The 24,902-nt window shown below is 69.0% G+C and carries 20 protein-coding genes and 2 pseudogenes; 10 read left to right on the top strand and 12 right to left on the bottom strand.

All coding sequences use genetic code 11. The features are described from left to right. Window positions 1–1,082 precede the first annotated feature (1,082 nt). Window positions 1,083–1,185, bottom strand: a pseudogene (locus tag ACFYRH_RS39445) (DapH/DapD/GlmU-related protein); the annotation flags it as partial. Window positions 1,186–1,269: 84 nt separating this feature from the next. Then, a pseudogene (locus tag ACFYRH_RS39440) lies at window positions 1,270–1,581 on the bottom strand (acyltransferase); the annotation flags it as partial. A gap of 115 nt (window positions 1,582–1,696) precedes the next feature. Between ACFYRH_RS39440 and ACFYRH_RS39435 the strand changes: the two are divergent. The 4 genes from ACFYRH_RS39435 to ACFYRH_RS39420 all read left to right on the top strand — a co-directional run bounded on the left by ACFYRH_RS39435 (window position 1,697) and on the right by ACFYRH_RS39420 (window position 6,418). Further along, a complete protein-coding gene (locus tag ACFYRH_RS39435) occupies window positions 1,697–2,779 on the top strand; it encodes a LacI family DNA-binding transcriptional regulator (protein WP_387785766.1) in 1,083 nt (360 codons plus the stop codon). Between the two features lie 421 nt (window positions 2,780–3,200). Continuing rightward, entirely contained in the window at window positions 3,201–4,517 is a 1,317-nt protein-coding gene (locus tag ACFYRH_RS39430; RefSeq protein WP_387785765.1) for an ABC transporter substrate-binding protein, read from the top strand. A gap of 88 nt (window positions 4,518–4,605) precedes the next feature. Continuing rightward, on the top strand, window positions 4,606–5,586 hold the full coding sequence (locus ACFYRH_RS39425) for a carbohydrate ABC transporter permease (protein WP_387785763.1): 981 nt from the start codon (window positions 4,606–4,608) through the stop codon (window positions 5,584–5,586). After that, window positions 5,579–6,418 (top strand): carbohydrate ABC transporter permease, encoded by an 840-nt coding sequence (locus ACFYRH_RS39420; RefSeq protein ID WP_387785761.1) that lies wholly within the window; start codon window positions 5,579–5,581, stop codon window positions 6,416–6,418. The genes ACFYRH_RS39425 and ACFYRH_RS39420 overlap by 8 nt, the downstream gene beginning before the upstream one ends. Before the next feature lie 193 nt (window positions 6,419–6,611). Here ACFYRH_RS39420 and efeB read toward each other — a convergent pair whose 3' ends face one another. Genes efeB through thpR form a run of 4 tightly spaced genes read right to left on the bottom strand, consistent with a single transcriptional unit; the run spans window position 6,612 to window position 10,612 of the window. Beyond that, window positions 6,612–7,979 (bottom strand): iron uptake transporter deferrochelatase/peroxidase subunit, encoded by a 1,368-nt coding sequence (efeB, locus tag ACFYRH_RS39415; protein WP_387785758.1) that lies wholly within the window; start codon window positions 7,977–7,979, stop codon window positions 6,612–6,614. Continuing rightward, window positions 7,976–9,115: an iron uptake system protein EfeO gene (efeO, locus tag ACFYRH_RS39410; RefSeq protein ID WP_387785756.1), complete on the bottom strand. Its 1,140-nt coding sequence runs from the start codon at window positions 9,113–9,115 to the stop codon at window positions 7,976–7,978. The genes efeB and efeO overlap by 4 nt, the downstream gene beginning before the upstream one ends. A gap of 33 nt (window positions 9,116–9,148) precedes the next feature. Beyond that, a complete protein-coding gene (gene efeU / locus ACFYRH_RS39405; RefSeq protein ID WP_387785754.1) occupies window positions 9,149–10,003 on the bottom strand; it encodes an iron uptake transporter permease EfeU in 855 nt (284 codons plus the stop codon). A 45-nt stretch (window positions 10,004–10,048) separates the two neighbouring features. Next, window positions 10,049–10,612, bottom strand: a complete 564-nt coding sequence (thpR, locus tag ACFYRH_RS39400) for an RNA 2',3'-cyclic phosphodiesterase (protein WP_387785752.1) — start codon at window positions 10,610–10,612, stop codon at window positions 10,049–10,051. Between the two features lie 34 nt (window positions 10,613–10,646). Between thpR and ACFYRH_RS39395 the strand changes: the two genes are divergently transcribed. Then, window positions 10,647–12,098 (top strand): LLM class flavin-dependent oxidoreductase, encoded by a 1,452-nt coding sequence (locus ACFYRH_RS39395; protein WP_387785750.1) that lies wholly within the window; start codon window positions 10,647–10,649, stop codon window positions 12,096–12,098. Here the strand turns inward: ACFYRH_RS39395 and ACFYRH_RS39390 are convergent. Continuing rightward, on the bottom strand, window positions 12,081–13,484 hold the full coding sequence (locus tag ACFYRH_RS39390) for a mycothione reductase (protein ID WP_387785748.1): 1,404 nt from the start codon (window positions 13,482–13,484) through the stop codon (window positions 12,081–12,083). The genes ACFYRH_RS39395 and ACFYRH_RS39390 overlap by 18 nt on opposite strands. A gap of 56 nt (window positions 13,485–13,540) precedes the next feature. Between ACFYRH_RS39390 and ACFYRH_RS39385 the strand changes: the two genes are divergently transcribed. Then, window positions 13,541–14,230 carry a DUF4429 domain-containing protein gene (locus ACFYRH_RS39385; protein WP_387785746.1) on the top strand — a complete coding sequence of 230 codons (690 nt, stop codon included), beginning with the start codon at window positions 13,541–13,543 and terminating at the stop codon, window positions 14,228–14,230. On the opposite strand, the gene ACFYRH_RS39380 is transcribed toward ACFYRH_RS39385, so the two are convergent. Both ACFYRH_RS39380 and ACFYRH_RS39375 read right to left on the bottom strand, forming a co-directional pair. Beyond that, the gene (locus ACFYRH_RS39380; RefSeq protein WP_387785744.1) at window positions 14,227–15,588 is read right to left on the bottom strand and encodes an MFS transporter; all 1,362 of its coding nucleotides are present in this window, start codon (window positions 15,586–15,588) and stop codon (window positions 14,227–14,229) included. The two genes, ACFYRH_RS39385 and ACFYRH_RS39380, sit on opposite strands and share 4 nt — an antisense overlap. Then, a complete protein-coding gene (locus ACFYRH_RS39375; RefSeq protein WP_387785742.1) occupies window positions 15,585–16,034 on the bottom strand; it encodes a MarR family winged helix-turn-helix transcriptional regulator in 450 nt (149 codons plus the stop codon). Before ACFYRH_RS39375 ends, ACFYRH_RS39380 begins: the two co-directional genes overlap by 4 nt. Window positions 16,035–16,117: 83 nt before the next feature. Between ACFYRH_RS39375 and ACFYRH_RS39370 the strand changes: the two genes are divergently transcribed. Continuing rightward, window positions 16,118–17,212 (top strand): hypothetical protein, encoded by a 1,095-nt coding sequence (locus ACFYRH_RS39370; protein ID WP_387785741.1) that lies wholly within the window; start codon window positions 16,118–16,120, stop codon window positions 17,210–17,212. Window positions 17,213–17,234: 22 nt separating this feature from the next. On the opposite strand, the gene ACFYRH_RS39365 is transcribed toward ACFYRH_RS39370, so the two are convergent. Together ACFYRH_RS39365 and ACFYRH_RS39360 are read right to left on the bottom strand one after the other, a co-directional pair. Beyond that, entirely contained in the window at window positions 17,235–19,295 is a 2,061-nt protein-coding gene (locus ACFYRH_RS39365; protein ID WP_387785738.1) for a prolyl oligopeptidase family serine peptidase, read from the bottom strand. A gap of 5 nt (window positions 19,296–19,300) precedes the next feature. Beyond that, window positions 19,301–20,773, bottom strand: a complete 1,473-nt coding sequence (locus ACFYRH_RS39360; protein ID WP_387785736.1) for an NCS2 family permease — start codon at window positions 20,771–20,773, stop codon at window positions 19,301–19,303. A gap of 81 nt (window positions 20,774–20,854) precedes the next feature. On the opposite strand from ACFYRH_RS39360, the gene ACFYRH_RS39355 reads away from it, so the two are divergent. Together ACFYRH_RS39355 and ACFYRH_RS39350 are read left to right on the top strand one after the other, a co-directional pair. Continuing rightward, the gene (locus ACFYRH_RS39355; RefSeq protein WP_387785734.1) at window positions 20,855–21,166 is read left to right on the top strand and encodes a DUF2530 domain-containing protein; all 312 of its coding nucleotides are present in this window, start codon (window positions 20,855–20,857) and stop codon (window positions 21,164–21,166) included. Window positions 21,167–21,296: 130 nt separating this feature from the next. Continuing rightward, window positions 21,297–21,833: a class IV adenylate cyclase gene (locus ACFYRH_RS39350; RefSeq protein ID WP_387785732.1), complete on the top strand. Its 537-nt coding sequence runs from the start codon at window positions 21,297–21,299 to the stop codon at window positions 21,831–21,833. A gap of 163 nt (window positions 21,834–21,996) precedes the next feature. On the opposite strand, the gene ACFYRH_RS39345 is transcribed toward ACFYRH_RS39350, so the two are convergent. Beyond that, the gene (locus tag ACFYRH_RS39345; RefSeq protein WP_387785729.1) at window positions 21,997–22,785 is read right to left on the bottom strand and encodes a DUF3027 domain-containing protein; all 789 of its coding nucleotides are present in this window, start codon (window positions 22,783–22,785) and stop codon (window positions 21,997–21,999) included. Window positions 22,786–22,902: 117 nt separating this feature from the next. On the opposite strand from ACFYRH_RS39345, the gene ACFYRH_RS39340 reads away from it, so the two are divergent. After that, the gene (locus ACFYRH_RS39340; protein WP_387785727.1) at window positions 22,903–24,870 is read left to right on the top strand and encodes an MFS transporter; all 1,968 of its coding nucleotides are present in this window, start codon (window positions 22,903–22,905) and stop codon (window positions 24,868–24,870) included. The last annotated feature ends 32 nt before the right edge of the window (window positions 24,871–24,902 follow it).

Genomic DNA, 24,902 nt, shown 5'->3' with positions numbered 1-24,902 from the left:
GTAGCCGAGCGCGTCGGACACGCCCAAGTAGTCGGACAGCAGCCAGATGATCGACAGCCACATCTCCGTCCCCTGCAGACCAGGGATCGCGCGCTCGTCGGTCCCGTCCGGGGCGAACGCGAAGCCCTCGCCGTCGACCCAGCGGCCGAGGATCGCGCGCAGTTGCTCCTCCGCCCAGCGCTTGGCGTCCTGCTCGCCGTACGACGTCTGCTTGCGCGCCAGCCACAGTGGGTGGATCACGTCCAGAACGTTGCAGGAGTTGTAGTTGTCACCGATGAACATCCGCTTGTCGTTGCTGTGGGCAAGGACAGTCGCGACGGCCTGTTCGGGATAGGGCAGCGGCAGGCCGAACTGCGCGTAGGTGCCCCGGGTCAGCCGGTAGAACCCGTTCACGACCTGCAGCCAGCCGTCGTCGGGATGCGGTTCGCCCCACAGACCGGTCTTCGGATCGACATGCGTGAGGAGCCAGCCCATCAGCGGTTCGAGCGGGCCGGATTCCTTGTGGTCGTGGAGGTTCCGCGCCAGCGCCGTACCGAGGGCGTCGATGCCGGAACCCGCCGACCAGGCGTGCCGTTCCCAGGGCAGGTCGTCGAGCTGGTCGAGGGTGAACTCGGTGGTGATCGGGTGCTCGAAACCGCTCCCGAGAACCTGGAGCGCATACCCGACGCAGAGCACGTGGTAGCTCGCGGGGCCCTGCAGGACAGCGAGTTCGGCCTCCGACGGCTTGCCGAGGCCGTCGTCGGACAGGTCCCCCGGTGATACCAGTCCGGTCGCCGGATCCTGACGGGCGCGGAGCCGCCGGACGAGGTCGTCGCGCGAGTGGCCGGCCGGGGCCCGGCGGACCAGCAGGTCGGCGATCTCGATCGCGTCGCACCACGGCCGGATCTCGGGCGCGGCGTCGAGACCGGGGCGGTCGACGAAGCGCTCACCGTCCCAGCACCGCGCGAGTACGTCGTCGGTCTGGGCGCGCGCCTTGGCGGCGAACTCCCGCAGCAAGGTCCGAAGGTCACCTGACATGGATGCTCCTGTCCGCGAGCGGAGGACGCGGGCCGGGTTGCCGGCCGCGACGGAGTTGGCGGGAATGTTCTTCGTGACGACCGCGCCGGCGCCGATGATCGTGTGCGACCCGATCGTGACGCCGTCCAGGATCGTCACGTTCGACCCGATCCAGACGTCGTCGCCGATCGTGATGCCGCGGGCGGTGATCGGCTGCCGGAAGACCGGCCGGTCCGGCGCGGTGCCGTGGTTGAACGCGAGAATCGACGTGTGCGCGCCGATCCGGACACCGTCGCCGATCGTGATCTGGCCGCGCACCGTGGCGAACGGGTTGATCGTCGAGTCGGACCCGAGCGTGATCTCGCCGGTGACGTAGGCGTGCGCGGCGATGTACGAGCGCTCGCCGAGCCGCAGCACGTCGCAGTAGACGGCGGCGGACTCGGCGACGTACACGTCGGGGCCGAGCTCGACCGACCCACCGAGCCGGGACTGCCGCTCGGCCTGCCGTTCACGCTCGGCGTCGGTGCCCTTGCGGGCGTACTCCCAGGGCAGGAAATCCAGTCGCAACGGCTCGGTCGATGACATGGGAAAACGCTATCCAAAACCTGGCGGCCCCGCCAGCCCCGAAAAGCCGCTGCTAACCTCCCGTCTGTGCGGGGACCGACATGAACACTTTTCCGTCTGTGCGAGGTGCCGGGCGATGACGACCAGCGGATCCGTTCCAGATGGTGACGCCGACGGCGACGGCCCGGCAGGCAGTACACGCCGCAGCCATCGCGTCACGATCAGCGACCTCGCGCGCCGGCTGCACATCTCGAAGGCGTCGGTCTCGTACGCGCTGAACGGCCGCGCCGGCGTCAGCGAGGAGACCCGGCAACGCGTCCTCGCGCTCGCCGAGGAGCTCGGCTTCCACCCGAACTCGGCCGCCGTCGCACTGTCGGCCAGCCGGACCCGGACGATCGGCATCGTGATCGCCCGCGACCCCACGCTGATCTCGACCGAAGCGTTCTACATGCGCACCTTGGTCGGCATCGAGCAATACCTGAACGAGGTCGACTCGTCGCTGCTGCTCCGGCTGACGGGCGAGCACGGCGAGGATCTCGACGTACTGCGGCGTTGGTCGCGGCAGGGGCGTGTGGACGGGTTCATCCTGTTCGACGAGCACGACGACGACCCGCGGATCCCGGTCGTCCGGGAGCTCGGGGTGCCGTGCGTGGTGGTCAGCTCGAACGCGCCGGACGACTCGGTCGGACGGCTGATCAGCTCACCCGAGGAGACCGTCACACTGCTGCTCGAGCACCTGGTCGAGCTCGGGCACACGAACGTCGCACACATCAGCGGGCCGTTCACGTTCATCCACGAACGCCTGCGGGTGCAGACGTTCCAGGAACAGGCGGCCCGGCACGGGATCACGGTCCGGCACATCGAGGGCAGCTACCGGTACGACGACGGCGCCGAACTCACCCGTCAGTTGCTCACCGGGCCGAACCCGCCGACCGCGATCGTGCTCGGCAACGACCTGATGGCGGTCGCCGCGCTCCGGGTGGCGCTGGACCTCGGTACGGCGATCCCCGGCGAGGTCTCGGTGCTCGCGTGGGACGACTCCCCGCTGTGCGAACTCGCCCGGCCCGGCATCACCGCGGTCGACCAGAAGACGATGGAACGCGGCCGGGCCGCCGCCGACCTGCTCCTGCGGATCGTCACCGGCGACACCGATCTCCACGAACAGGCCCCCGCCGGCGAACTCCGCCCCCGCGAGTCCTCCGGCCCAGCCCCCACCTGACCCACCGCCTCCTCCGCAGCTTGCCCGCCACCTGCAGGTGATCGCGACGCGTTCGAGGACTCGCCCCCTCGACCAGAGGGTTGCCCCCTCGAATTCCCCAGGGGCAACCCACCGGCTCGCGCGGCACCCCCTCGAGTGGAGGGTTGTGTCGTCGAAATCCGAGGGCGGCGGGTGGGAGGCGGGGTACCGCGCCGATTCGTCGGCCGGGGCCGCAGTTTGAAGACTGTGTGAAATCGAGTGGTTTCGAAGGGTGTTGGATTGCGTTTGCCGGGGCTCTGGTGAAGGTTGGCAGAGTCACGAGGTCGTAACGAAGACCCGAGAACTGAACCGGTTAGGGTTTCGAAACTTAACCGGTTAGGTCAGGATGGGGCCGATCCGCCCCCGCCGTCAGCGGGGGCTCGACGGGACGAGGGAGTCCGACGTGAGACTGCGTTCGCTTGTAGCCGCGGTTGCGGCGACCGCCATGGGAATCAGCCTCGCCGCCTGTGGTGGCGGCGACAAGAATGACTCCTCGGGCGGCAGCTCCGGTGACCAGACGCTGACCTACTGGGCCAGCAACCAGGGCACCAGCCTGGACAACGACAAGGAGGTGCTGACCCCGGTCCTGCAGAAGTTCACCCAGGACACCGGGATCAAGGTGAACCTCGAGGTGATCGGCTGGAACGATCTGCAGACCCGGATCCAGACCGCGATCACCTCCGGCCAGGCGCCGGACGTCGTCAACATCGGCAACACCTGGGCGGCCTCGCTGCAGGCCACCGACGCGTTCCTGCCGTTCGACGGCGACGCGATGACGGCGATCGGCGGGAAGGACAAGTTCGTGCCGACGGCTCTGGCGACCGGCGGCAAGGAAGGCACCGACCCGACGTCGGTCCCGCTCTACGGTCTGGCCTACGGCCTGTATTACAACAAGGCGATGTTCGCGGCGGCCGGCCTGCAGCCGCCGAAGACCTGGGAAGAGATGGTCACCGCCGCCAAGAAGCTGACCAACCCCGCGAAGAACCAGTGGGGTATGGCGCTCGCGGCCGGCAGCTACACCGAGAACGTGCACTTCGCGTTCATCAACGCCGCGCAGAACAAGGCCGACTGGTTCAACGGCGACGGCAAGCCGACCTTCACCGGTGACGGCAACGTGCAGGGCGTCCTGCGGTACCTCGACCTGATGCAGAAGGACAAGGTCGCGAACCCGTCGAACGCGCAGTACGACAACGGCACCAAGTCGGTGAACGACTTCGCCACCAAGAAGGTCGCGATGGTCATCAACCAGAACAACGCCGACTCCTCGATCGTTGCCAACGGCATGAAGGCCGGCGAGTACGGCGTCGTACCGTTCCCGGCGCCGTCCGGCGCCGAGCAGGTCGCCAGCCATGTGGCCGGGATCAACCTGTCGGTGTTCAAGAACACCAAGCACAAGGACGCGGCGCTGAAGTTCGTCAAGTACATGACGGGCGCGGACACGCAGACCACGCTGGGCAAGCCGTTCTCCTCGCTGCCGGTGCTGAAGGACGCCAAGCCGGTGTTCACCACCGACGCGGCCGAGGCGGCGACGTTCTCCGACGTCTACAACACCAAGTCCAAGCCGCTGCCGCTGGTGCCGGCCGAGGACCAGTTCGAGAGCACCGTCGGCAAGGCGATGAACGCGATGTTCGCCAAGATCGCGACCGGCGGGACGGTGACCGCCGACGACGTGAAGGCGGCGCTGAAGACCGCCGAGGACCAGGTCGCGGCGAGTAGCTGACCACGCTTCGGTGGCCCGGGCGCGGCGCGTCCGGGCCACCGACCACGTCAGCCCACCCGCACCCGACAGACAGGAGGCGACCCGGAGGATGTCCGTCGCCACAGAGCAAGCGACGCCGGCCGCCACGAAGCCCGCGAAGCCCAAGACGAAACGCGGTCCGGAGCGCCGGCCGGGTCTGAACCGGTGGCTGCCGTACGCGCTGCTGGCGCCGGCGGTGCTGATGGAGCTGTTCATCCACATCATCCCGATGCTGGTCGGGATCTGGATGAGCTTCGTCAAACTGACCAAGTTCTTCATCGCGAACTGGTCCGCCGCGCCCAGCGCCGGGTTCGGCAACTACAAGGTCGCCCTCGACTTCAACAACGCCGTCGGCGAAGGATTGCTGAAGTCCTTCGGCGTGACGGTCGTCTTCTCGCTCGTCACGGTCGCCTTGTCGTGGCTGCTCGGGATGGCCGCCGCGGTCGCCCTGCAGCCCGAGTTCCGCGGGCGTGGCGTCGTACGGACGCTGTTCCTGGTGCCGTACGCGCTCCCGGCGTACGCCGGAATCCTGACCTGGAACTTCATGCTGCAGCGCGACACCGGAGCGGTGAACCACGTGCTGAACCAGCTGCACCTCACCGACGGCAAGCCGTTCTGGCTGATCGGCGGCAACGCGCTGATCTCGCTGATCACGGTCGCCAGCTGGAAGTTGTGGACGTTCGCGTTCCTGACGCTGATGGCCGGTATGCAGAGCATCCCGCGGGACCTCTACGAGGCGGCCTCGGTGGACGGCGCCGGCAACATCCGGCAGTGGCGCAACATCACGCTCCCCTCGCTGCGCCCGGTGAACCTGGTACTGGTGCTCGTGCTGTTCCTGTGGACGTTCAGCGACTTCAACACGCCGTACGTGCTGTTCGGTACGGCGCAGCCGCCGGCCGGTGACCTGATCACGTTCCACATCTACAACGCGTCGTTCCTGACCTGGAACTTCGGGACCGGTGCGGCGATGTCCGTACTGCTGCTGATCTTCCTGATGATCGTCACCGGCGCCTATCTGCTCGTCACCGGAAGGAGGTCGCGTCGTGCGTGAGACCAGGGGTTTCAAGATTTACCGCGGTGTCGTGCTGCTCGTCCTCGGGCTGTTCGTACTGGTGCCGCTGTACGTGATGGCGACCTCGTCGCTGAAGCCGCTGAAGGACGTGCAGGGCGCGTTCACCTGGTGGCCGTCGAACCTGACCATCGACCCGTTCATCGACATGTGGAAGACGGTGCCGCTGGCCCGGTACTTCGTGAACTCGACGATCGTCTCGGTGGCGGCGACCGCGTTCTCGGTGGCGATCGCGATCCTGGCCGCGTTCGCGGTGTCGCGCTTCATGTTCCGTGGCCGCACCGTGTTCACCACGACGGTGCTGTCGACGCAGATGTTCCCGGGTGTGCTGTTCCTGCTGCCGTTGTTCCTGATCTTCGTGAACATCAACAACTCGTTCGGTGTGCAGCTGGTCGGTACGCGGCTCGGGTTGATCATCACGTACCTGACGTTCAGCCTGCCGTTCTCGATCTGGATGCTGGCCGGGTACTTCGACAGCATCCCGCGCGAGCTCGACGAGGCCGCGCTGGTGGACGGTTGCGGGCCGATGGGAGCGCTCTGGCGCGTCGTACTCCCGGCCGCGCGGCCCGGCGTGATCGCGGTCGCGATCTACTCGTTCATGACGGCCTGGGGCGAGGTGCTGTTCGCCTCGGTGATGACGACCGAGGCGAACCGGACGTTGTCCGTGGGTCTGCGGCAGTACTCGACGCAGACCAACATCTACTGGAACCAGATCATGGCGGCCGCGCTGGTCGTCAGCATCCCGGTCGTGATCGGCTTCCTGCTCGCACAGCGACACTTCGTCGCCGGCGTCACCGCGGGCGCGGTCAAATAGGACGTGTGTACCTCGAGGACTACGTGCCGGGTGTTCGCACCGAACACCCGGCCACGCTCACTACGTGATGACCGTGAGCGAGGGAAACGCGGTGCACGCCGCCGCGGGGGCCGATCGGGCCGGCCTGTACGCGACGGTGGAGATCGCCCTGCGTGCCCTACCCAGGGCCTGAGGCCTCCTCACATCGCGCGGCTCAGCTGAAGAGTTTCTCGCCCCAGTAGGAGCCGGGCGTGACCCCAGGCGGGCAGGCGAAGATGCCGGAGCCGACGTGGTGGATGTACTCGTTCATCGTGTCGTTCTTGGCCAGCTGATTCTGGATCGGGATGAACTGTTTGCGCGGGTCCCGCTGGTAGGCGAGGAAGAACAGGCCCGCGTCCAGGCGACCGAGGCCGTCCGAGCCGTCGACGAAGTTGTAGCCGCGGCGGAGCAGCTCGGCGCCGTTGTTGAACTGCGGGTGCGCCAACCGGACGTGCGAGTCGGCCGGGACCTTCGGCTCGCCGTCGGCGTTCTTGGCGCCGAAGTCGATCGCGTCGAACTCGTCGGCCTTGCCCAGCGGAGCGCCCGTACCCTTGCCGCGCCCGATGATGCCTTCCTGCTCGCCGAGCGACGTACGGTCCCAGATCTCGATGTTCATCCGGATCCGTCGCGAGACCAGGTACGCGCCGCCGACCATCCAGTCCGGGCCGTCCTCGGGCTGTACCCAGAGCTGCTGCTCGAGCTTGTCAGCCTCCTCGAGCTTCATGTTGTTCGTGCCGTCCTTGAACCCGAACAGGTTCCGCGGCGTCGCCTGCGCCTTTGACGTGGACGACGTCCGCCCGAAGCCGAGCTGCGAATACCGTACGGCGACCCGCCCGAACCCGATCCGCGCGAGGTTCCGGATCGCGTGTACGGCGACCTGCGGGTCATCCGAACACGCCTGTACGGCGATATCGCCCGCGGACCGCTGCGGGTCCAGGTCGTCGCCGATGAAGTGCGGCAGATCCACCAACGCCTTGGGCCGTTTCGCGGCGAGACCGAAGCGCTTGTCGAACAGGCCCGGGCCGAACCCGACGGTGATCGTCAACCGCGCCGGCGGCAGGCCGACCGCCTCGCCGGTGTCCTCGGGTGGCGCTTCGTCCGGTCCGTTCACCGCGCCGTACTGGCCGATGTCGCGACCTGCCGTCAGGAGTGCGGCGGCGGCTGTCCACTCTTTCAGGAGCGAGATGAGTTCTTCGCGCTTGGTCGTCGTCACGTCGAACGCGGCGAAGTGCAGGCGGTCCTGGACGGGGGTGATGATCCCGGCCTGATGAGCCCCGTGAAACTCGACCGGCCCATTGCCGTCCGCAGCCTGGGTCGGCTGGCTGGCCACCGCCGACCGCACCGCATACCCAGCAACACCCGTCGCAACAGCAGCCCCCGCTGCCCCGAACAACCCCCGCCTGGAAAACCCCCGCTGACGCCCCGGCTCCGCCAGGGCGTCGGCGGGAGAAGAAGCAGAAGCAGGAGCCGAGCCAGGGGCCGGAGCGCCGGCCGGCGGGTCGCCGGGGGACGAGTCGCCGAGTGTGGGCTTGTTGTCTGTCATTTCTTCGCGATGACTCCGGCGACCTGGCTGACTGGCTCGGCGAGGCCGTCGACGACGGCGCCGAGGGCCTTCTTCTCGGTCTCGGAGGCGGTGTAGGGCTTGAAGCCGTCGCCGTCGCGGTACTTGTCCAGCGACGCGAAGACCGCCTTGAAGTTGGTGTCCAGCTGAGTCACCAGCGCCGCGTTCCGCGCCTGCAGCGCCGGGCGGAGCGCCTGGATCGCGGCCTGCGAGCCCTCGACGTTCGCCTGGAAGTCCCACAGGTCGGTGTGCGAGTAGCGGTCCTCCTCGCCGGTGACCTTGCCGGTCGCGACCTCGTCGAGCAGTTCCTTCGCGCCGTTCGCCAGCTGCAGCGGCGTGAGCTTCACGACCTTCGCCTTCGCCACGACCGTCTTCACGTCGGCGAGCAACTGGTCGGCGTACTTCTCCATGCCCTTGGTGGTGTTGGAGACCCAGAGCGCCTGCTCGATCCGGTGGTACCCGGTCCACTCGGTGCCCGGCTCGACGTCGTTCACCCGGGCGTCGATCTTCGGGTCCAGGTCGCCGAAGGACTCCGCGACCGGCTCGATCCGCTCCCAGTAGGTCCGCGACACCGGGAACAGGGCCTTCGCCTTGGCGACGTCACCGGCCTTCACCGCGGCGGTGAACTCGGTGGTCTTCTGCTCCAGCGCGACCGCCTGCGAGTTCACGTACCGCTGGTAGCTGTCCGCCGCCTGCTTGAGCAGCGCGTCCTCGGTCACCTGCGACGGCGCGTCACCGGTCACGGTCAGCTCGCCCCGGATGCCGTCGCCGACCATGCCGGGCTTGCAGACCGCCTGGTACTTACCGGTCGGCAGCTCGACGATCAGGTCCCGCTTCAGGCCCGGGCCGATGTTCTCGACCTCACCCATCACCCGGTCGCCGTCGGCGTACACGTAGAACTCGGTGACCTTGCTGCCGCCGTTCGACACCGAGAACGTGCTGGTGCCGGACTTCACGTCGCGGCGGCTGAGGTCGCAACCCGAGTCGGACGCCTTCACCGACACCGGACCGGTGCCGTCGTCCTTCGCCGCGGGCTCGTCCTTCGCGCACGCGGTCAGCGCGGCGAGACCGAGGACGACACCGAGGATGGAGGCCTTGCGGGCCAGTGAGGTGGACATGTTTCTCCTGAGCGGGGAACGACGAGAGGTGTTTCAGGCCGCGTGGCCGGTGGCGGGTTTCCCGGCCGGGACAGCGGGCGGCGTGGAGCTCTTCACCGGGCGGAAGTAGAGCACCAGCACCGGGACCAGGTACACGAGCCACGCGCTCGCCTCGAGAACGCTCGGGGCGGGGTTGAAGTTGAAGATGCCCTTGAGCAGCACGCCGTACCAGCTGTCCGGCGGGATCACGTGGGAGATGTCGAAGGCCACGGTGTGCAGGCCGGGCAGGATGCCGGCCTCCTGCAGGTCGTGGAAGCCGTAGGCGAAGATGCCGGCCGCGACCAGGATCAGCACCGCGCCGGTCCACTTGAAGAACACGGCCAGGTTGATCTTCACCGCGCCCTTGTAGATCGCGACCCCGAGCAGCACCGAGGTGGCCAGACCGAGCAGGACGCCGATGAACGGTACGGCGGTGGTCGCGGTGGCAGCGGACGCGTACACGATGAACGCCGTCTCGATGCTCTCCCGGAACACCGCGAGGAACGCCAGGATGACGACCGCGCGGGAGCCGACCTCGAGGGCCTGGCCCATCCGTTCGCGGAGTTCCTTGGCGATGCTGCGGGACGCCTTGCGCATCCAGAAGATCATCCAGGTGACGAAGCCGACGGCCAGGATCGACATCACCCCGCCGACGGTCTCCTGGGTGGTGAAGGACTTGGCGGTCAGCGCGGTGACGAACTGGAGCAGCCCCCAGGCGGCCGCCGCCACGGCGAGGGCCGTGGCGACTCCGATCCAGACCAGTTTGAGTCGATCGCGATGGCCCGACTTGACCAGGAAGGTGGCGAGGATACTGACGACCAGCGAGGCCTCGAGTCCTTCACGGAGTCCGATCAGGTAGTTCGCGAGCATGGCGGGACTCTCTCATAGCATTAGGTACGGCTAACCTTGCTGAGGTTAGCCTAAGAAGTCCCATTCGCCTACAGTGAGGTACGCCGCACTGTGGCCCGGACCCTCGCCGAGCCGGGACTCGATCAGCCGCAGACTGCGCGCTGTCCACACGGGACTCTCGTACGTGTCGAAGATCCGCACCCACTTGGTGACATCCATCTGCCGGCGCAGCCGCGCGAGCGTGAGGTGCGGGTTGAACTTGCGGCCCTCGACGGTGACCCCGGCCCGGTTCGCCGCGGCCCGCGTCGTCATCGACAAGTGTTTGAGTGACTCGGTGTCGTCGCGAACTCCGGCGTACAGCACCCGGGCGTCCGGGACGCCGGGGAAGGCGCCGGCTCCGGTGAGTTGCAGTTCGAACGGTTTCTGCCGCTGCGCGGCCCGTTCCAGCCGCTCCTCGAGTTCCTCGGTCTTCCAGTCCGGCACCTCGCCGAGGAACGCCAGCGTGAGATGCCAGTGCTCCTCCGACGCCCACCGGATGTCGTCGTCCGGATGCTCCCGGCGCGGCTCGACGAACTCGCTCAGATCCTCCACTACCTCACTGGGTGGCACGACGGCCACGAACAATCGCATCCCAAAATGCTAGCGGTGATGGAAACTGCTTTCTGTGGAGCTCAAGCTGCCGTCGCCGTGCGTGGTGATCCTGGCCGGTCCCGGCGCGTCCGGGAAGTCGACCTGGGCGGCCGAGCAGTTCGCGGCGGAGCTGATCGTTTCGAGTGATCGGCTGCGGGCGCTCGTCGGCTCCGGCGAGGACGACATCGCGGCGAGCACCGACGCCTTCGCGCTGCTGGAAGTGGTCGTGCGACAGCGCATCGGGCGGCGGCTGACGACGGTGATCGACACGCTCGGCCTGGATCGCGAGCGGCGTACGCGATGGCTCGAGCTGGCACGCGAGGCCGGAATGCCCTGTGTGGTGGTCGCTTTCGACACTCCGCCCGACGAGTGCCGCCGGCGGAACCGCGAGCGGACGGCGAAGCGGATCCCCGCGGACGCGTTGACGTCCCAACTGCGATCCTGGACGTCGGTCAAGAAGGAACTCCCGACCGAGGGGTACGACGAGGTACTGCGGCCGACCGCCGCGCGCGTCGTGCCGGCGGACTTCGTCGAGTCGACCGCCGCGCGCGACAGGCAATCGGAAGCGCCGGTGGGACTGCGCTTCGGGCTGCAGGTGAGCGCCTACAAAGGCGGCCGCGAGGGGCTCTCCTCGTGGGTGCGTGAGGTGGCGGAGCGGGCCGAGGCGGCCGGGTTCGACGCGGTCTACGTGATGGATCACTTTCGGCAGATTCCGCAGGTAGGGCGGGCCTGGGACGACTTCCTGGAGAGCTGGACGACGCTCGGCTATCTCGCCGCGTGCACTGAGCGGGTGAGGCTCGGCACGCTGGTCTCCGGGATCACCTACCGCAACGTCGCGCACCTCGGGAAGATCGCGGCGACGCTCGACGTGCTCAGCGGCGGCCGCGCGGTGTGCGGTGTGGGACTCGCCTGGTTCGAGGCCGAGCACACGGCGTACGGATGGCCGTTCCCGACCGTCGGCCAACGGTACGCACTGCTGGCCGACGCGCTGCGGTTGCTCCCGGTTTTATGGGGACCAGGCAACAAACCGTTCCACGGCGAGGTCCTCGAGGTTCCGGACACCACGTGTTATCCACGCCCGCTGCAGGAACGCCTGCCGCTGCTGGTCGGCGGGAGTGGTCAGCGCACGCTGCGGCTGGCCGGGCGATACGCGGACGCCGTCAACGTCTTCGGCGACACCGCGACGGTCCGCAAGCATGCGGCGTACCTGCGGCAGGTGACCTCGCGGGACGTTGAGCTCACGCATCTGTCCACGACGCTGGTGGGCAAGAACCAGCAACAGGTCGACCAGTTGGTGCAACGCCTGCGACCGCGGAACGTCAACCCGGCGCGGTACGCCGCGTCCGTGAACGCGGGCACCGTCGACGATCAGATCGGCCGGTTCCGCGAACTGTCCGAGGCCGGGGTCGCCGAGGTGATGATCAGCCTCCCCGACCTCGACACTCTCGACACCGTCGCCGACGTGATCTCAGCCTTCCGGGTGTAGGTCGAGCTTCAGCAGCGCGTTCTCGATCAGCTCCGGCATCGCCGGGTGGATCCAGTACTGGCCGCGGGCCATCGTGTATGCGTCCAGGCCGAAGCTCATCGCCTGGATCACCGGCTGGATCACGGTCGGCGCCTGTGGGCCGATGATGTGGCAGCCGATGATCTGGCCCGTCGTCGGGTCGGCGAGCACCTTCGCGAACCCGGTGGTGTCCTCCATCGCCCAGCCGTACGCGATGTCGGCGTACCGCTGAACCGCTGTCACATAAGGGATCCCGCGGTCCTTCGCCTCCTCCTCGGTGAGCCCGACCGCGGCGATCTGCGGCGAGCTGAAGACCGCGTGCGGGACGAACCGGTGGTCGGCCTCGATCCGGTCGTCCGGGTTCAGCAGGTTGTGCTTCACCACCCGGGCCTCGTGGTTCGCGACGTGCTTCAGCTGGTGCGGGTTCGTCACGTCGCCGAGCGCGTAGATGCCGTCGACGGTGGTCTGCTGGTACGCGTCCACCAGCACGCGTCCCTCGCGGTCGACCTCGACCCCGGTGGCGTCCAGGTCGAGTACGTCGGAGTTCGGCGTCCGGCCGACGGCGACCAGCAGCTCGTCGACGACCAGCTCGTCGAGACCGTCCGGACTCAGCATCGTGACCAGCACCGAGCCGTCGTCCCGCCGGGTCACCCGGATCGTCTCGTGGTTCAGGCGGACGTCGTACTTCTGCTGGGCGATCTCGGTGTAGCGGGCGGCGATCTCGCCGTCCTCGGGGCGGAGCAGCTCCTTCGAGCGGGCGACGATCGTGACCTCGACCCCGAACGCCCCGAAGACGTGCGCGAACTCGGCGGCGACGAACCCGCTGCCGATGATCGCGACCCGGCGCGGCAGCTCCTCGAGCCGCATGATCGTGTTCGAGGTGTGGTAGCCGGTCTCCTCGAGGCCCGGGATCGGCGGCACGATCGGCCGGCTGCCGGTCGCGATCACGAACCGGTCGGCGCTGAAGACGCTGGTCGAGCCGTCCTTGCCGTCGACGGTCAGCTCCTTCACGCCGGTGAACCGGCCGGTGCCGTCGTACATCGTGACGTTGGCGTTGTCCCGGTTGTGGTGCCGGTACGCCGACCCGCCCGCCGAGATCGGGTCGATCCGGCCGAAGATCCGGTCCCGGACGTCCGGCCAGCGGACGCCGAGCAGCTGCTCGTCGACGCCGTACCGCGCGCTCTCGGCCGGGGTCGCGGCGACGTCGGCGGCGTGCACGAACATCTTGGTCGGGATACAGCCGAAGTTCAGGCAGGTGCCGCCGAAGGTGCCACGCTCGACGATCGCCACCTTCCAATCGGCGAACCGCCGGTTCACGATCGTGTTGCCGGAGCCGGTCCCGATGATCACGAGGTCGTAGTGGGTCACACCCCATTGTGGGGGTGACGGCCCCAAATCTGCGGTGAACCCACGGACCAGGGAAGATGAGCAGGGTGGCAAGTGGTGAGCTGAGCAGCGCGTACGGCACGGTCGTCTGGGACGGCGTCGGGACGCTCCGGCTCCGGTACGGCGCGGCGGCGCCCGATCCCGTGCGCCCCCGGCTCGGCGAGCGCAGCCTGCCGGTCGAGGCGCTGCGGGCGGTCGAGGTGAGCGGCACCGGGATCCGGTTCGTGCTGCGCGACGGGGCCGACCCGCTGCAGTCGGTGACCCAGCCGCTGATCGATCTCTACGACTTCCCGGAGGCCGATCCCGAGCTCGCGGAGGCGATCGCCGGCGACATCCGCCGTACCCTCGTGCGTCGCGACGTACCGGCGACCCGGGCCACCGCCTGGCTGCTCGCGCCGCCGGTCGCGCCGGACCGCATCTCCGGGCGGGACGCGTCGCTGGCGGTGGCGAGCGGACATCTCACGTTCACGTACGCGCGGGGCGCGAGCCGGAAGAAGAAGGTCCTCGGCGCCCCGCGGGCGGTGCCGCTCGGTGACATCCTGGAGGTGGAATGGTCCCCGCACCAGGGCCGGATCGGCGGCCGCGGCTTCCTCCGGATCAGCACGGCGAGTACGCCGGAGCACCGCCCGAAGCCGAAACACGACCCGGCCGCGATGGTCACCCACCGCGGCACGGACGTCGACGCGCTGTTCTTCGCCGCGCGCCTGCTGACCCGGGTCAGGCCTTAGGCGACCTGTGGTCCGGCGTCCTGCTTCGCCGGCACGGTCTCCTTCGCCGGCACTTCGGGCTCCGCCGGCGGCGCGGCCTCGACGACTGCCTTGTCGCCGAGCAGCTCGGTCTGCGGCAGTACTTCGAGCCGCGGGCGCGGCAGCAACCGCGGCCGGATCGCGAGTCCCCGGCGGCGGGAGAAGTACAGCACCGATCCGACCGTGCCGAGGACGGTCAGCCCACCGCCGACGATCAGCGAGTACCGCGCACCGAACTCCTGGCCGACCCACCCGATGAACGGCGACCCGATCGGCGTACCACCCATCAGGACCGTCATGTACAGCGCCATCACCCGGCCGCGCATGGTCGGCTCGATGCTCAGCTGCATCGTCGCGTTCGCGGACGTCAGCATCGTCAGCGAGGCCAGCCCGACGAGCGGCAGCACCACTGCGAACCCGACGTACGTCGGCATCACCGCACTGATCACCTCGGCGACACCGAAGGCCAACGCCGCGCCGATGACGAGCCGGGCGCGGATCCGGACCCGGCGGGCGGCCAGCAACGCACCGGCCAGTGAGCCGATCGCGAGCACCGAGCCGAGGATGCCGTACTCCCCCGCGCCCTTGTGGAAGACCTGGGTCGCCATCAGCGCCGACGTCAGCTGGAAGTTCAGTCCGAAGGTGCCCGCGAAGAACACCGCGACCAGCACCATCATCAGGTCCGGCCGGCGCCACAGGTAGCGCATGCCGTCGCGGATCATGCCCTTGTCGCGGGCGGCGGGCTTCGGCGTGTGCAACTCGGAGACCCGCATCAGCCGCAGCGACAGGATCACGGCCGAGTAGGTGAATCCGTTGATCAGGATCACCGGACCGGTGCCGATCCAGTTGATCAGCAGGCCGGCCAGGGCGGGGCCGAGCAGCCGGGCCGCGTTGAACGAGGCCGAGTTCAGGCCGACCGCGTTGGACAGCTCGTCGCGACCGACCATCTCGACCACGAAGGCCTGCCGGGTCGGGGCGTCGAAGGCGGTGCCGACACCGAACAGCAGGGCCAGCAGGTACACGTGCCAGGGCTGGACGACGCCCGCGATGGTCAGGCCACCGAGGAACAACGCGACCGAGGCCATCGCGATCTGGGTGCAGGTCAGCACCTGCCGCTTCGGGAACCGGTCGGCGACCAGGCCGGCGTACGGGCCGAGGAGGAGGGCCGGGAGGAACTGGAGACCGGTGACGATGCCGAGCGCGGTACCGGAGTGGGTCAGCTCCAGGACCAGCCAGTCCTGGGCGACACGCTGCATCCAGGTGCCGACGTTCGAGACGATCGCGCCGGAGGCGTACAGACGGAAATTACGGACTTTGAAAGCACGGAAGGTGGGGCTCATCGAGCCGCCAGCCGTTCGAGAACAGGGGCTGCCTTGCGCAGGATGTCGCGCTCCTCGGGGGTCAATTGCTTCAGTTTGGTCTGCAGCCACTCGTCGCGGCGCCGGCGGTTGGCCAGGATCAGCTCGTCGGCGCGGTCGGTCAGCTCGACGACGATCTGCCGCTTGTCGGTCGGATGCGGCCGGCGGACCAGCAGGCCCGCCTCCTCCATGTTCGTCACGATCCGTGTCATCGACGGCGGCTTCACCTGCTCGTGGGCGGCCAGCTCGCCGATCGTCATCGCGTCGTGCTTGGACAGCGCGCCGAGCACGCTCAGCTGGTTCGCGGTGAGGTCGTGACCGGGCTCGCGCTGCCGGCGGATCTGCCGGGACAGCCGCAGCGTCGACGACCGCAGGGCACTCGCCAGGCCGACGTCACTCTTCACCTGCTGGGCTACGACTTCGGGCATGTCCTTACCTTAACTCATTACCTTTGCTAACTAAAAACCCGCGATCACGCTGTGGTATTCCCGGACCGATAGAGTGCGCGGTCATGGGGACGAGCGGCGAGCTGGAGCGGTACGAGCAGCGGTTCCGGCGCGCCGGGCTGCCGCTGTTCATCGAGGACTTCTCACCGACGCACGACATCTTCACGCGGGCAGCGCCGCTGCTGGTGCTGGTGTTCCTGGCCGAGATGATCGGCGCCACCTCCCTGGACTGGGACTGGTGGCAGAACCTGCTGGCCGCGGTCGGCGGCCTGGTCGCACTGGTCGCCGGGTTCGGCCTGCTGAACGGGTTCCGGGGCCGGCCGTTCTGGTCGCTGCCGACCCGCTTCGGGATCCCGGAGCTGGCGGTGTTCGTGCTGCTTCCGGCCCTGCTGCCGGTGGTCACCCAGGGGCAGCTCAAGCAGTTCTTCGGCGTCGCCCTCGGCAACCTGCTGCTGGTCGGCGTCGTGTACGTCGTCGTCGCCTACGGCTTCATCGCGACCATCGTCTGGGGCGTACGCCGACTGGCCGGAGAGCTGGCCAACTCCGTGGCCAGCTTCATCCGGGCGTTGCCGTTGCTGCTGGTCTTCTCCCTGGTGCTGTTCATCACCGCGGACATGTGGCAGGTGTTCGCCGGGATGCCGACCGCCTTCATCGTCTTCTCCGTGGTCGCGTTCACGCTGCTGAGCACGGTGTTCCTGCTGATCCGGTTGCCGAAAGAGGTCGACGCGATCGAGCGCGACGCCGGTTCCGGTCCGGCGCTGCAACCGATCCAGCGGGTGAACCTCAGCGTCAACCTGATGATCCGGCAGTGGATGCAGGTTCTCGTGGTCAGCGCCGGCGTCGGCCTGTTCTTCGTCGCCTTCGGCCTGCTCGCGATCAGCGAGCACATCTACGACCAGTGGGGCATCACGAAGGGCAGCTGGTCGTACAACATGGAGCTGATGAACCACCCGCTCGTCCTCAGCGCGTCACTGATCAAGGTCTCGGTCGGCATCGCGAACTTCACCGGTCTCTACTACTCGATCGCGCTGCTCACCGACTCGACGTACCGCACCGAGTTCCTCGACAACGTCAGTGCGGAGCTCCGTGACCTGTTCACCGCGCGGGCGGAGTACCTGGAGCTCCGCAAGACGTCCTGGCAGCCTGACTCGGTCCGCTAGGGCGTTCCTGCGTGCTTTCGGGTCAGAGTAGGTGGCTCGAGAGGAAGGCGAGTTGGGAGCGGAGCAGGCCGGCCGCGGCTGATTCGCTGCTCGCCATGTGGGTGACGTTCGACAGCGGGAGCACCTGGTGTGGACGGCCTGCCGCGACGAGCGCGGCCGACAGGCGAAGGGTGTGCGCGGCGAAGACGTTGTCGTCCGCGAGCCCGTGGATGAGGAGCAGCGGGCGACGCAGGTCCGCGGCGTACGTCATCAGCGACAGGCGGTCGTAGATCTCCGGGTTCTCGTCCGGATGCCCCAGGAACCGCTCCCGCCAGTGGGTGTCGTAGAGCCGCTGATCCGCCGGTGCGGCACCGGCGACCGCCACGTGAAAGACATCAGGGCGCAGCAGTACGGCGGCAGCCGCGAGCAGCCCGCCATAGCTCCAGCCCTTGATCCCCACACGGCTCAGGTCCAGCGCACCGGTCTGTTCCGCCGCCGCCTGCAAGGCGGTGACCTGGTCCTCCAGCGGCAAGGTCAGGTTGTCGAGGTGGACGGTCTTCTCCCACACCGGTCCGCGGCCCGGCGTACCGCGACCGTCCGCGATGACGACCGCGAACCCGGCCTCGGCGAACCACTGCGCGGCCGCGTACGCACCGCCGCTCGTCCGCGTCACGAGCTGCATCGCCGGACCGCCGTACGGCGCCATCAGGACCGGCAGCGGTTTGTCGCCGGGCCGGTACCAGGACGGCAGCAGTACGGCGGTGCGCAGATCGAGCTTGCCCGCGCCCACCCACGTGATCCGCGGTGTGACGACCGGCTCGGCGTTGCGTGCCTCGATGGATCGATCCGGCAGACCGCGCCGACGTACGACGAAGGAGCGCCCCGACTCGGTGTGGGACGTGAGTAGCAACGTGTCGTCGACGAGGCTCCCGCTGTGCACGCCGGGGCCGTTACTCAGCCGCCGGAGCCCGCGCGCGTCGTACAGCCAGAGATGGCGCTCGGTCGGCTCGTCGTTCGCCTCCAGCAGGACGGACTCCCCGGAGACCTCGAGAACACCGCGCACCTGGAGCCCGTCCGGCGTCACCGGTACGCCGTCGATCACCAGCCGGCGGGTCTCGCCGACGTCCTCGGTGTGGACGAGCCGGCCGGACGCGGTCCGCGCCGGAGTGCCGTCGATCAGTTCGACCCAGGCGGGGTCGCGTTGCTCGTGCAGGATTCGCGTCTCGCCCGTCGCGGGATCACCCGCCAGCACCAACAGCGTGCGCTGGTCACGCGACTGGACCGCGAACAGCGGGCCGTGTGCGTCCCAGGTGGCCGCGGTGAGGTACTCGTATCTCCTCCGGTCCCACCGCAGCTCGACCGCTCCGCCCTCGAGGTCGAAGGCGTGCAGGGTGACGATCGCGTTCGCCGTACCGGCGACCGGGTAGGCGACCTCGCGGGGCGGGCGATCCGGGTTCGCCGGATCCGCGATCCACCAGCGCTGCACCGGGGTCTGGTCGACGCGCGCCGCGAGCAGCCGGGTGCCGTCGGGCGACCACCAGTACCCGCGCGTCCGGCCCATCGACTCGGCGGCCTCGTGCTCGGCCAGCCCCCAGCTGACCTCCGGGTCGGGGTCCGACGCCACGGTCAGGTCCTTGCCGTCGGCAAGGTCCACCACGTGCAGCTCGCGACCGGTCACGTACGCGACCCGGCGCCCGGCCGGATCGATCCGCGGGTCGACGACCAGACCGGCCGTCCAGACCTCGCGCGGCAACGCCTCCGGCCCGTCCAGGTGGTAGAGCACGCCCTGGAGCGCGAAGACGATGTGGCGGGCGGCGCGATCGGTCGAGTAGGCGACGATGCCCGAACTGTGCTCGCGGCTGCGTTCCCGCCGTACTCGCTCGGCCTCGGGGAGCGAACCGCCGGAGTCGAGGTCCTCGGGAGCGACGACGAGGTGTTCGACACCGTCCGCGGTGAGTTGCCACAAGCAACTGGTGCGGTCCTCCGGACCGGTGGCCCGGAGGAACAGCACGTGCTCGCGGCCCAGCGTGAAGGCCTTCGGCAGGCCGTAGGTGAAACGCCCGGTGCGCGCGGACTGGACCGGGAAGTCCTCGATCGGGTTCACCGTGCTCAGGTCAGCCAGTCGGTCAGCGGGCCGATCGCGAAGTAGATCACGAACAGCGCGGCCACCACCCACATCAGCGGGTGCACCGTGCGGGCCTTGCCGCGCACCACCTTGAGCATCACGTACGCGACGAACCCGGCACCGATACCGGCCGAGATCGAGTACGTGAACGGCATCAGCACGATCGTCAGGAACGCCGGGAACGCGACTTCGATGTCGTCGAAGTCGATCCCCTTCACCTGCGTCATCATCAGGAATCCGACCAGGATCAGGGCCGGCGTCGCGGCCTCGTACGGGACCAGCGTGACCAGCGGCGCGACCACCATCGAGATCAGGAAGCAGATCCCGGTCACCACACTCGCCAGCCCGGTCCGGGCCCCCTCACCGACACCGGAAGCCGATTCGATGTACGACGTGTTGCTCGACACCGACGCCGCACCACCGGCGGCCGCGGCGACACTGTCGACGATCAGGATGCGCTGCGAGTTCGGCGGGATGCCTTCCTTGTCGTTCAGCCCCGCCTCGGCGCCGATCGCGGTCATCGTGCCCATCGTGTCGAAGAAGTCGGCCAGCATCAGCGAGAAGATCAGCAGCAGCGCCGACACGATGCCGATCTTGTCGAACGAGCCGAACAGGTTGAACTCACCGATCGTGTCCAGGTTCGGCTTCGTGAACCAGGAGTCCGGCAGCTTCGGCACGCTCAGGCCCCAACCGCCCGGGTTGTCCTCGGTCCGGGCGCCGATCTTCACGACCGCCTCGAGGACGATCGCCAGCACCGTCGAGGCCAGGATGCCGATCAGGATCGCGCCCTTCACCTTCCGGGCGTACAGCGTGACGATCAGCAGCAGGCCGAACACGAACACCAGCACCGGCCAGCCGCGCAGGTTGCCGCCGACCCCGAGTTCGACCGGGGGGCCGGTCGGGGCCCCGGGACGCCGTACGAACCCGGAGTCGATCACCCCGATGAACGTGATGAACAAGCCGATCCCGACGCTGATCGCCACCTTCAGCTGCAGTGGCACCGCCTCGAAGACCGCCTTGCGGAAGCCGGTGAGCACCAGGATCAGGATGATCAGGCCCTCCAGCACCACCAGGCCCATGGCGTCCGCCCAGGTCATCTTGGTGGCCACCGTGAACGCGATGAACGCGTTCAGGCCGAGCCCGGCGGCGAGCGCGAGCGGGAAGTTCGCGACCACCCCCATCAGGATCGTCACCACCCCCGCCACCAGCGCGGTCGCGACCGCGACCTTCGCGATCGACGCCGCCGGGTCGGTGCCACCGCCGACGAACTGGCCGCTGCCGTCCTTGACGGTGCCGATGATCAGCGGGTTCAGCACGACGATGTATGCCATCGTGAAGAACGTCACCAGCCCGCCGCGGATCTCCCGGCCGAGCGTGGATCCGCGTTCGCTGATCTTGAAGAAGGAGTCCAGTGGACCGGAACCGGAGCGGGCCGTCGCGGCCTGGGGCGAACTCATGACCGCATCGTGCCAGGTCGGCCCGGGCAGTTGCGAGCACTTACCGCAAACCGTTGCGTGGGTGGAAGCTAAGGTAGGCACGTGACGGAGGACCAGGGGGCATCCAAGAAGCGCACCGACCCGACCAGCCAGCTGGCCCGTGGCGAGCTGGTGCACGCCGAGGTCAAGCCGCTGGACCTGTCCGGAATCCCGAGTGTGATCACCGGCATCGTGGCCTGGGTGGTCGCTTTCGTCGTCCTGCTGATCTTCCGCGACCAGCTCAAGGCCGACGGCCTCGACTGGTGGATCTGGGTCCCGGTCGCCGGCTTCGGCCTCGGGCTGATCGGCCTCTGGTACTGCAAGCGCCGCTGGGCCGCGATCCAGGCCGGTCATCGGCCGGAGACCGAAGACTGACCCGCGCGGCTCGTCGCGGCCGCCGGTCCTGGGAGACGGGTGGCTGGCGTGGGGGGTCGGGCGGGGAAGTGGGGACCTTGAACAGGTTATTGCCTGTGCACGGACCCGCGTGACTGTGTGAAGGGGCGAGATGCCGGTTGAGTTCGAGGCGAAGGTGCTGGGGATCGACCTGAACACGGTCGCCGGCAAGATCCTGGGGCTCGGTGGGCGGCAGGTCGCGGATGGCGTGTCGCGACGGTACGTCTACGACATCGCGACCGGGGACGGCTCGCGCTGGATCCGGCTGCGGGACACCGGGGGCGAGGTCACGCTCACGGTGAAGGAGATCGCGCACGACGGTATCGACGGCACCACGGAGACCGAGGTCGTGGTGAGCGACTTCGCGATCACGAACGAACTCCTGGCCAAGCTCGGCTACACCCCGAAGGCCTACCAGGAGAACCGGCGAACCAGCTTCCTGTTCCACGACGCCCGGCTCGAGCTGGACCGGTGGCCGCGCATCCCGCCGTACCTCGAGATCGAGGGGCGGTCCCGCGATCATGTCGTCGAGGTCGCGGCGTTGCTCGGATTCGGCGAACACGAGCTCACCGGGGAGAACACCACCAAGGTGTACGCCCGCTACGGGATCGACCTGACCACCATCACTGACCTCCGCCTCACCCAGTAGTCGAGGCGCATCTCGACAGGAGGTGTGCGATGAGTCCGCACATCGCCACGCTCAAGTCGCGGGTCGATCCGGCGCAGAACGCCGACACGTCCTGTCGAGCGGCGGCAACACGGGTGAGCCCGAACGGGCAGAGCTGTAGGACGCCGGGGCGATCCACACGCCCTTAGTCGTCGGCTTCGGTGACGGCCAGCTCGAGGTTGTCGTAGCCAGTGGTGTCGAAGGCGTGCTCCGGCGTCGGCTGCTCGGAGATCTCGATGGTCGCGTCGGAGTGGGCGCCGCAGCCGTAGTCGTAGGCGACGACGTGGGCGTCCCCGGGGGCCATCTCGTTGGCGCAGACCCCGAACGCCTGACCGAGGCTGTCGGCGAGACGGATCCAGTACCCGCAGGAATAGCACTTGTACGGGACGGCCTGCGCGATCGCGGACGACGGGCCGAACTCCCCGGCGTACCAGCGCTCGGCGGCGTCCGCACGCCCGAACGGCGAGAGCACCCGCTCGCGGCCGAGACCGAGCTCCTCGACCACCGTCAGGACCTCTTCCGGGGCGTCCGCGGTGTCGGTGAACCCCGGCTCGAGGCGCGGGTCGTCGACGTGCGTCGGGAACAGGTCGCCGGGGCGCAGGTCGCCGGGCTGCACGCGCTCCGACCACGGGACCCACTCCGGCGCGACGATCGCGTCTTCGCCGGGAAGCATCACGACCTCGTTGACCGTGACGGTCTTCGCACGGGACGCACGGGTCAGCGTGACCGCCCAGCGCCAGCCTCGGTACCCGGGGTGGGCGGAGGCGAAGTAGTGGGTGACGAGGCGCTCGCCCTCGACCGACTGACCGAGGTGCTCCCCGACCTGCGCGGCGCCGGCCTCGGCGATCGCGGCCTCGCGGGCCGGTTCGACCGCCGCGACGCAGACGGCGTCGGGCTTGGCACGGACCGGTTCCGGGATTCTGACGGGAGTCACAATCGCCAATTCTCGCACGCCGTTCCCACGGCGCCGAACCGACGTCGCGGAACCGCCATCCAGCGGACGCACGCGCGGTGCCTGCGCTCTGTCCCCGGCAGGAGGCAGGATGGTTGCATGCACTCCCCCGACCCTGGCGACCCGAAGGCCACCCCCGGCGGCAACCCCGCCGACGGCCCGGCACGCGGCGGCACCGGCCGGTCCGCGGGGAAGCCGGCCGGGCCATCGGAGAGCGGGCCGGCCGGGAAAGGCAACAGGAAGCCGTCCGGGAAGCCGGACGGCAAGTCGGCCGGCGAGCGGCTCGGGGACGCTCGGGAGCGGGTCGGGACCGCAGGCAAGAAGGTCGGGCACGCGTCGAAGGTCGGGGCCGAAGGTGTCGCCTCGGCGTCCAAGAAGGCGGCCGAGGTCGGCGGCAAGGTCGGCCGCGCCACCGGACGCCGGATCCGCGGGCTGACCGGTGCGCAGGGCGCCGGTGAGTCCGGGCTGTCCCGGATGATCGAGCTCGGCGCGGTGAACGCCGCCGGTGACACGGCGTTCGCGGTGTCCCTCGCCGGGACGGTGTTCTTCACCGTGCCGAGCGACCAGGCCCGCGACCGCGTCGCGCTCTTCCTGTTGCTGACGATGGCGCCGTTCGCGTTGATGGCGCCGCTGATCGGCCCGATCCTGGACCGGTTCCGCCACGGCCGCCGCTGGGCGATCGGCGCGACGCTCGGCGTCCGCGCGTTCCTGGTCTGGAGCCTCGCGTCCTCGATCGCCGGCCACGGCTCCGCCTGGCTGTATCCGGCCGCCCTCGGCTGCCTGGTCGCCTCCAAGGCGTACGGCGTCACCCGCGCCTCCGCCGTACCGCGACTGCTGCCCAAGCAGATCACGCTCGTCACGGCGAACTCCCGGATCTCGCTCGCCGGTGTCGCCGGCGCGACCATCGGCGCCGGTATCGCGGCCGCGTTCGCCGCGATCGGCCCGCAATGGTCACTGCGCTGGGCTGCGCTGGTCTACATCGTCGGTCTGATCCTCGCGATCCGGCTGCCGAGCGCGGTCGACTCCCCCGCCGACGAGGAAGTCACCGGTACGGCGGGGCGCGACGCCCGCCGGCGCGCCATCACCGCGGCGGTCTCGCGCGGGATCCGGTGCAATCTCGGGCTGCGGTTCGTGTCCGGGTTCCTCACGATGTACCTGGCGTTCCTGCTGCGGGACCAGCCGATCAGCGGGGTCAAGGGCGCCGTCGCGGCCGGTGCGGTGGTCGCCGCGGCCGGCATCGGGAACAGCCTCGGCACCCTGCTCGGATCGTTGCTCAAGGCCCGTAAACCGGAAGCGATGGTGCTCGTCGTCCTGCTCGCGGACGCGGTCGTCGCGGTCGCGGTCGCGGTGCTCTACGGCCTGCCGATCCTGGTCGCGCTCGGCCTGGTGGCCGGCCTGTGCAGCTCGCTCGGCAAGCTGTCGCTGGACGCGATGATCCAGCGCGACGTCCCCGAATCCGTGCGGACGTCGGTATTCGCGCGCTCCGAGACGGTGCTGCAGCTCGCCTGGGTGATCGGCGGCGGCTGCGGGATCGTGATGCCGCTGATCCCGAGGCTCGGGTTCGGTTTCCTGGCCGCGGTGCTGCTGGTCGTGGTCTTCCTGGTACTGCGGATGCGCCCGGCTCCCCGCCCCACCGAAGGACCGCTGCGCCCGGGCGGTCTCGGCGGCCCTCGCACCGACGCCCACCCGCAGCACCACCACGCGGACGAGCACGCGGACAGCACGACCCGGACCATCCTCACCACGAGCGTCGCGGAGCAGCGGGCCAATCGCGCCGAACGCTCGAGCTCGCACGACGAGCCGACGATCGAATGGCAGGCCCCCAACCAGCGCGCTGCCGACCAGAGCCCGCCCGGTCAGCAGCCGGCTCGTCAGCAGGACCAGCCGCCGCGTTCAGGTCCGGAGCAGCAGTCGGCCGGCCGTTGGTGGAGCGGCCAGCCCGACGAGGACGAAGACACCACGCAGAACCAGGCGCCGTGGGCCGAAGAGCCGACGGTCGAACGCAACAAGGGCGGCCTGTTCAAACGCCGCCCGGGTGGACACGACCCGCGCCGTCCACCCCGCTGACAGCACGAAGCGGCGGCCGGACGGCCGCCGCT

This window comes from Kribbella sp. NPDC004875 (assembly GCF_042873375.1).
In the GTDB taxonomy this organism is placed as follows: Bacteria; Actinomycetota; Actinomycetes; order Propionibacteriales; family Kribbellaceae; genus Kribbella.
Note: the sequence above shows the minus strand (reverse complement) of the source record. Positions and strands in the feature narration are given on the sequence as shown.

What these genes read in the sequence shown, in the direction of transcription:
- ACFYRH_RS39340 (WP_387785727.1), top strand. Translation starts at nt 22,903, where the DNA reads ATGCACTCCCCCGACCCTGGCGACCCGAAGGCCACCCCCGGCGGCAAC.
- efeU (WP_387785754.1), bottom strand. Translation starts at nt 10,003, where the DNA reads ATGCTCGCGAACTACCTGATCGGACTCCGTGAAGGACTCGAGGCCTCG.
- ACFYRH_RS39350 (WP_387785732.1), top strand. Translation starts at nt 21,297, where the DNA reads ATGCCGGTTGAGTTCGAGGCGAAGGTGCTGGGGATCGACCTGAACACG.
- ACFYRH_RS39370 (WP_387785741.1), top strand. Translation starts at nt 16,118, where the DNA reads ATGGGGACGAGCGGCGAGCTGGAGCGGTACGAGCAGCGGTTCCGGCGC.
- efeO (WP_387785756.1), bottom strand. Translation starts at nt 9,115, where the DNA reads ATGTCCACCTCACTGGCCCGCAAGGCCTCCATCCTCGGTGTCGTCCTC.
- ACFYRH_RS39375 (WP_387785742.1), bottom strand. Translation starts at nt 16,034, where the DNA reads ATGCCCGAAGTCGTAGCCCAGCAGGTGAAGAGTGACGTCGGCCTGGCG.
- efeB (WP_387785758.1), bottom strand. Translation starts at nt 7,979, where the DNA reads ATGACAGACAACAAGCCCACACTCGGCGACTCGTCCCCCGGCGACCCG.
- thpR (WP_387785752.1), bottom strand. Translation starts at nt 10,612, where the DNA reads ATGCGATTGTTCGTGGCCGTCGTGCCACCCAGTGAGGTAGTGGAGGAT.
- ACFYRH_RS39380 (WP_387785744.1), bottom strand. Translation starts at nt 15,588, where the DNA reads ATGAGCCCCACCTTCCGTGCTTTCAAAGTCCGTAATTTCCGTCTGTAC.
- ACFYRH_RS39385 (WP_387785746.1), top strand. Translation starts at nt 13,541, where the DNA reads ATGAGCAGGGTGGCAAGTGGTGAGCTGAGCAGCGCGTACGGCACGGTC.
- ACFYRH_RS39360 (WP_387785736.1), bottom strand. Translation starts at nt 20,773, where the DNA reads ATGAGTTCGCCCCAGGCCGCGACGGCCCGCTCCGGTTCCGGTCCACTG.
- ACFYRH_RS39425 (WP_387785763.1), top strand. Translation starts at nt 4,606, where the DNA reads ATGTCCGTCGCCACAGAGCAAGCGACGCCGGCCGCCACGAAGCCCGCG.
- ACFYRH_RS39435 (WP_387785766.1), top strand. Translation starts at nt 1,697, where the DNA reads ATGACGACCAGCGGATCCGTTCCAGATGGTGACGCCGACGGCGACGGC.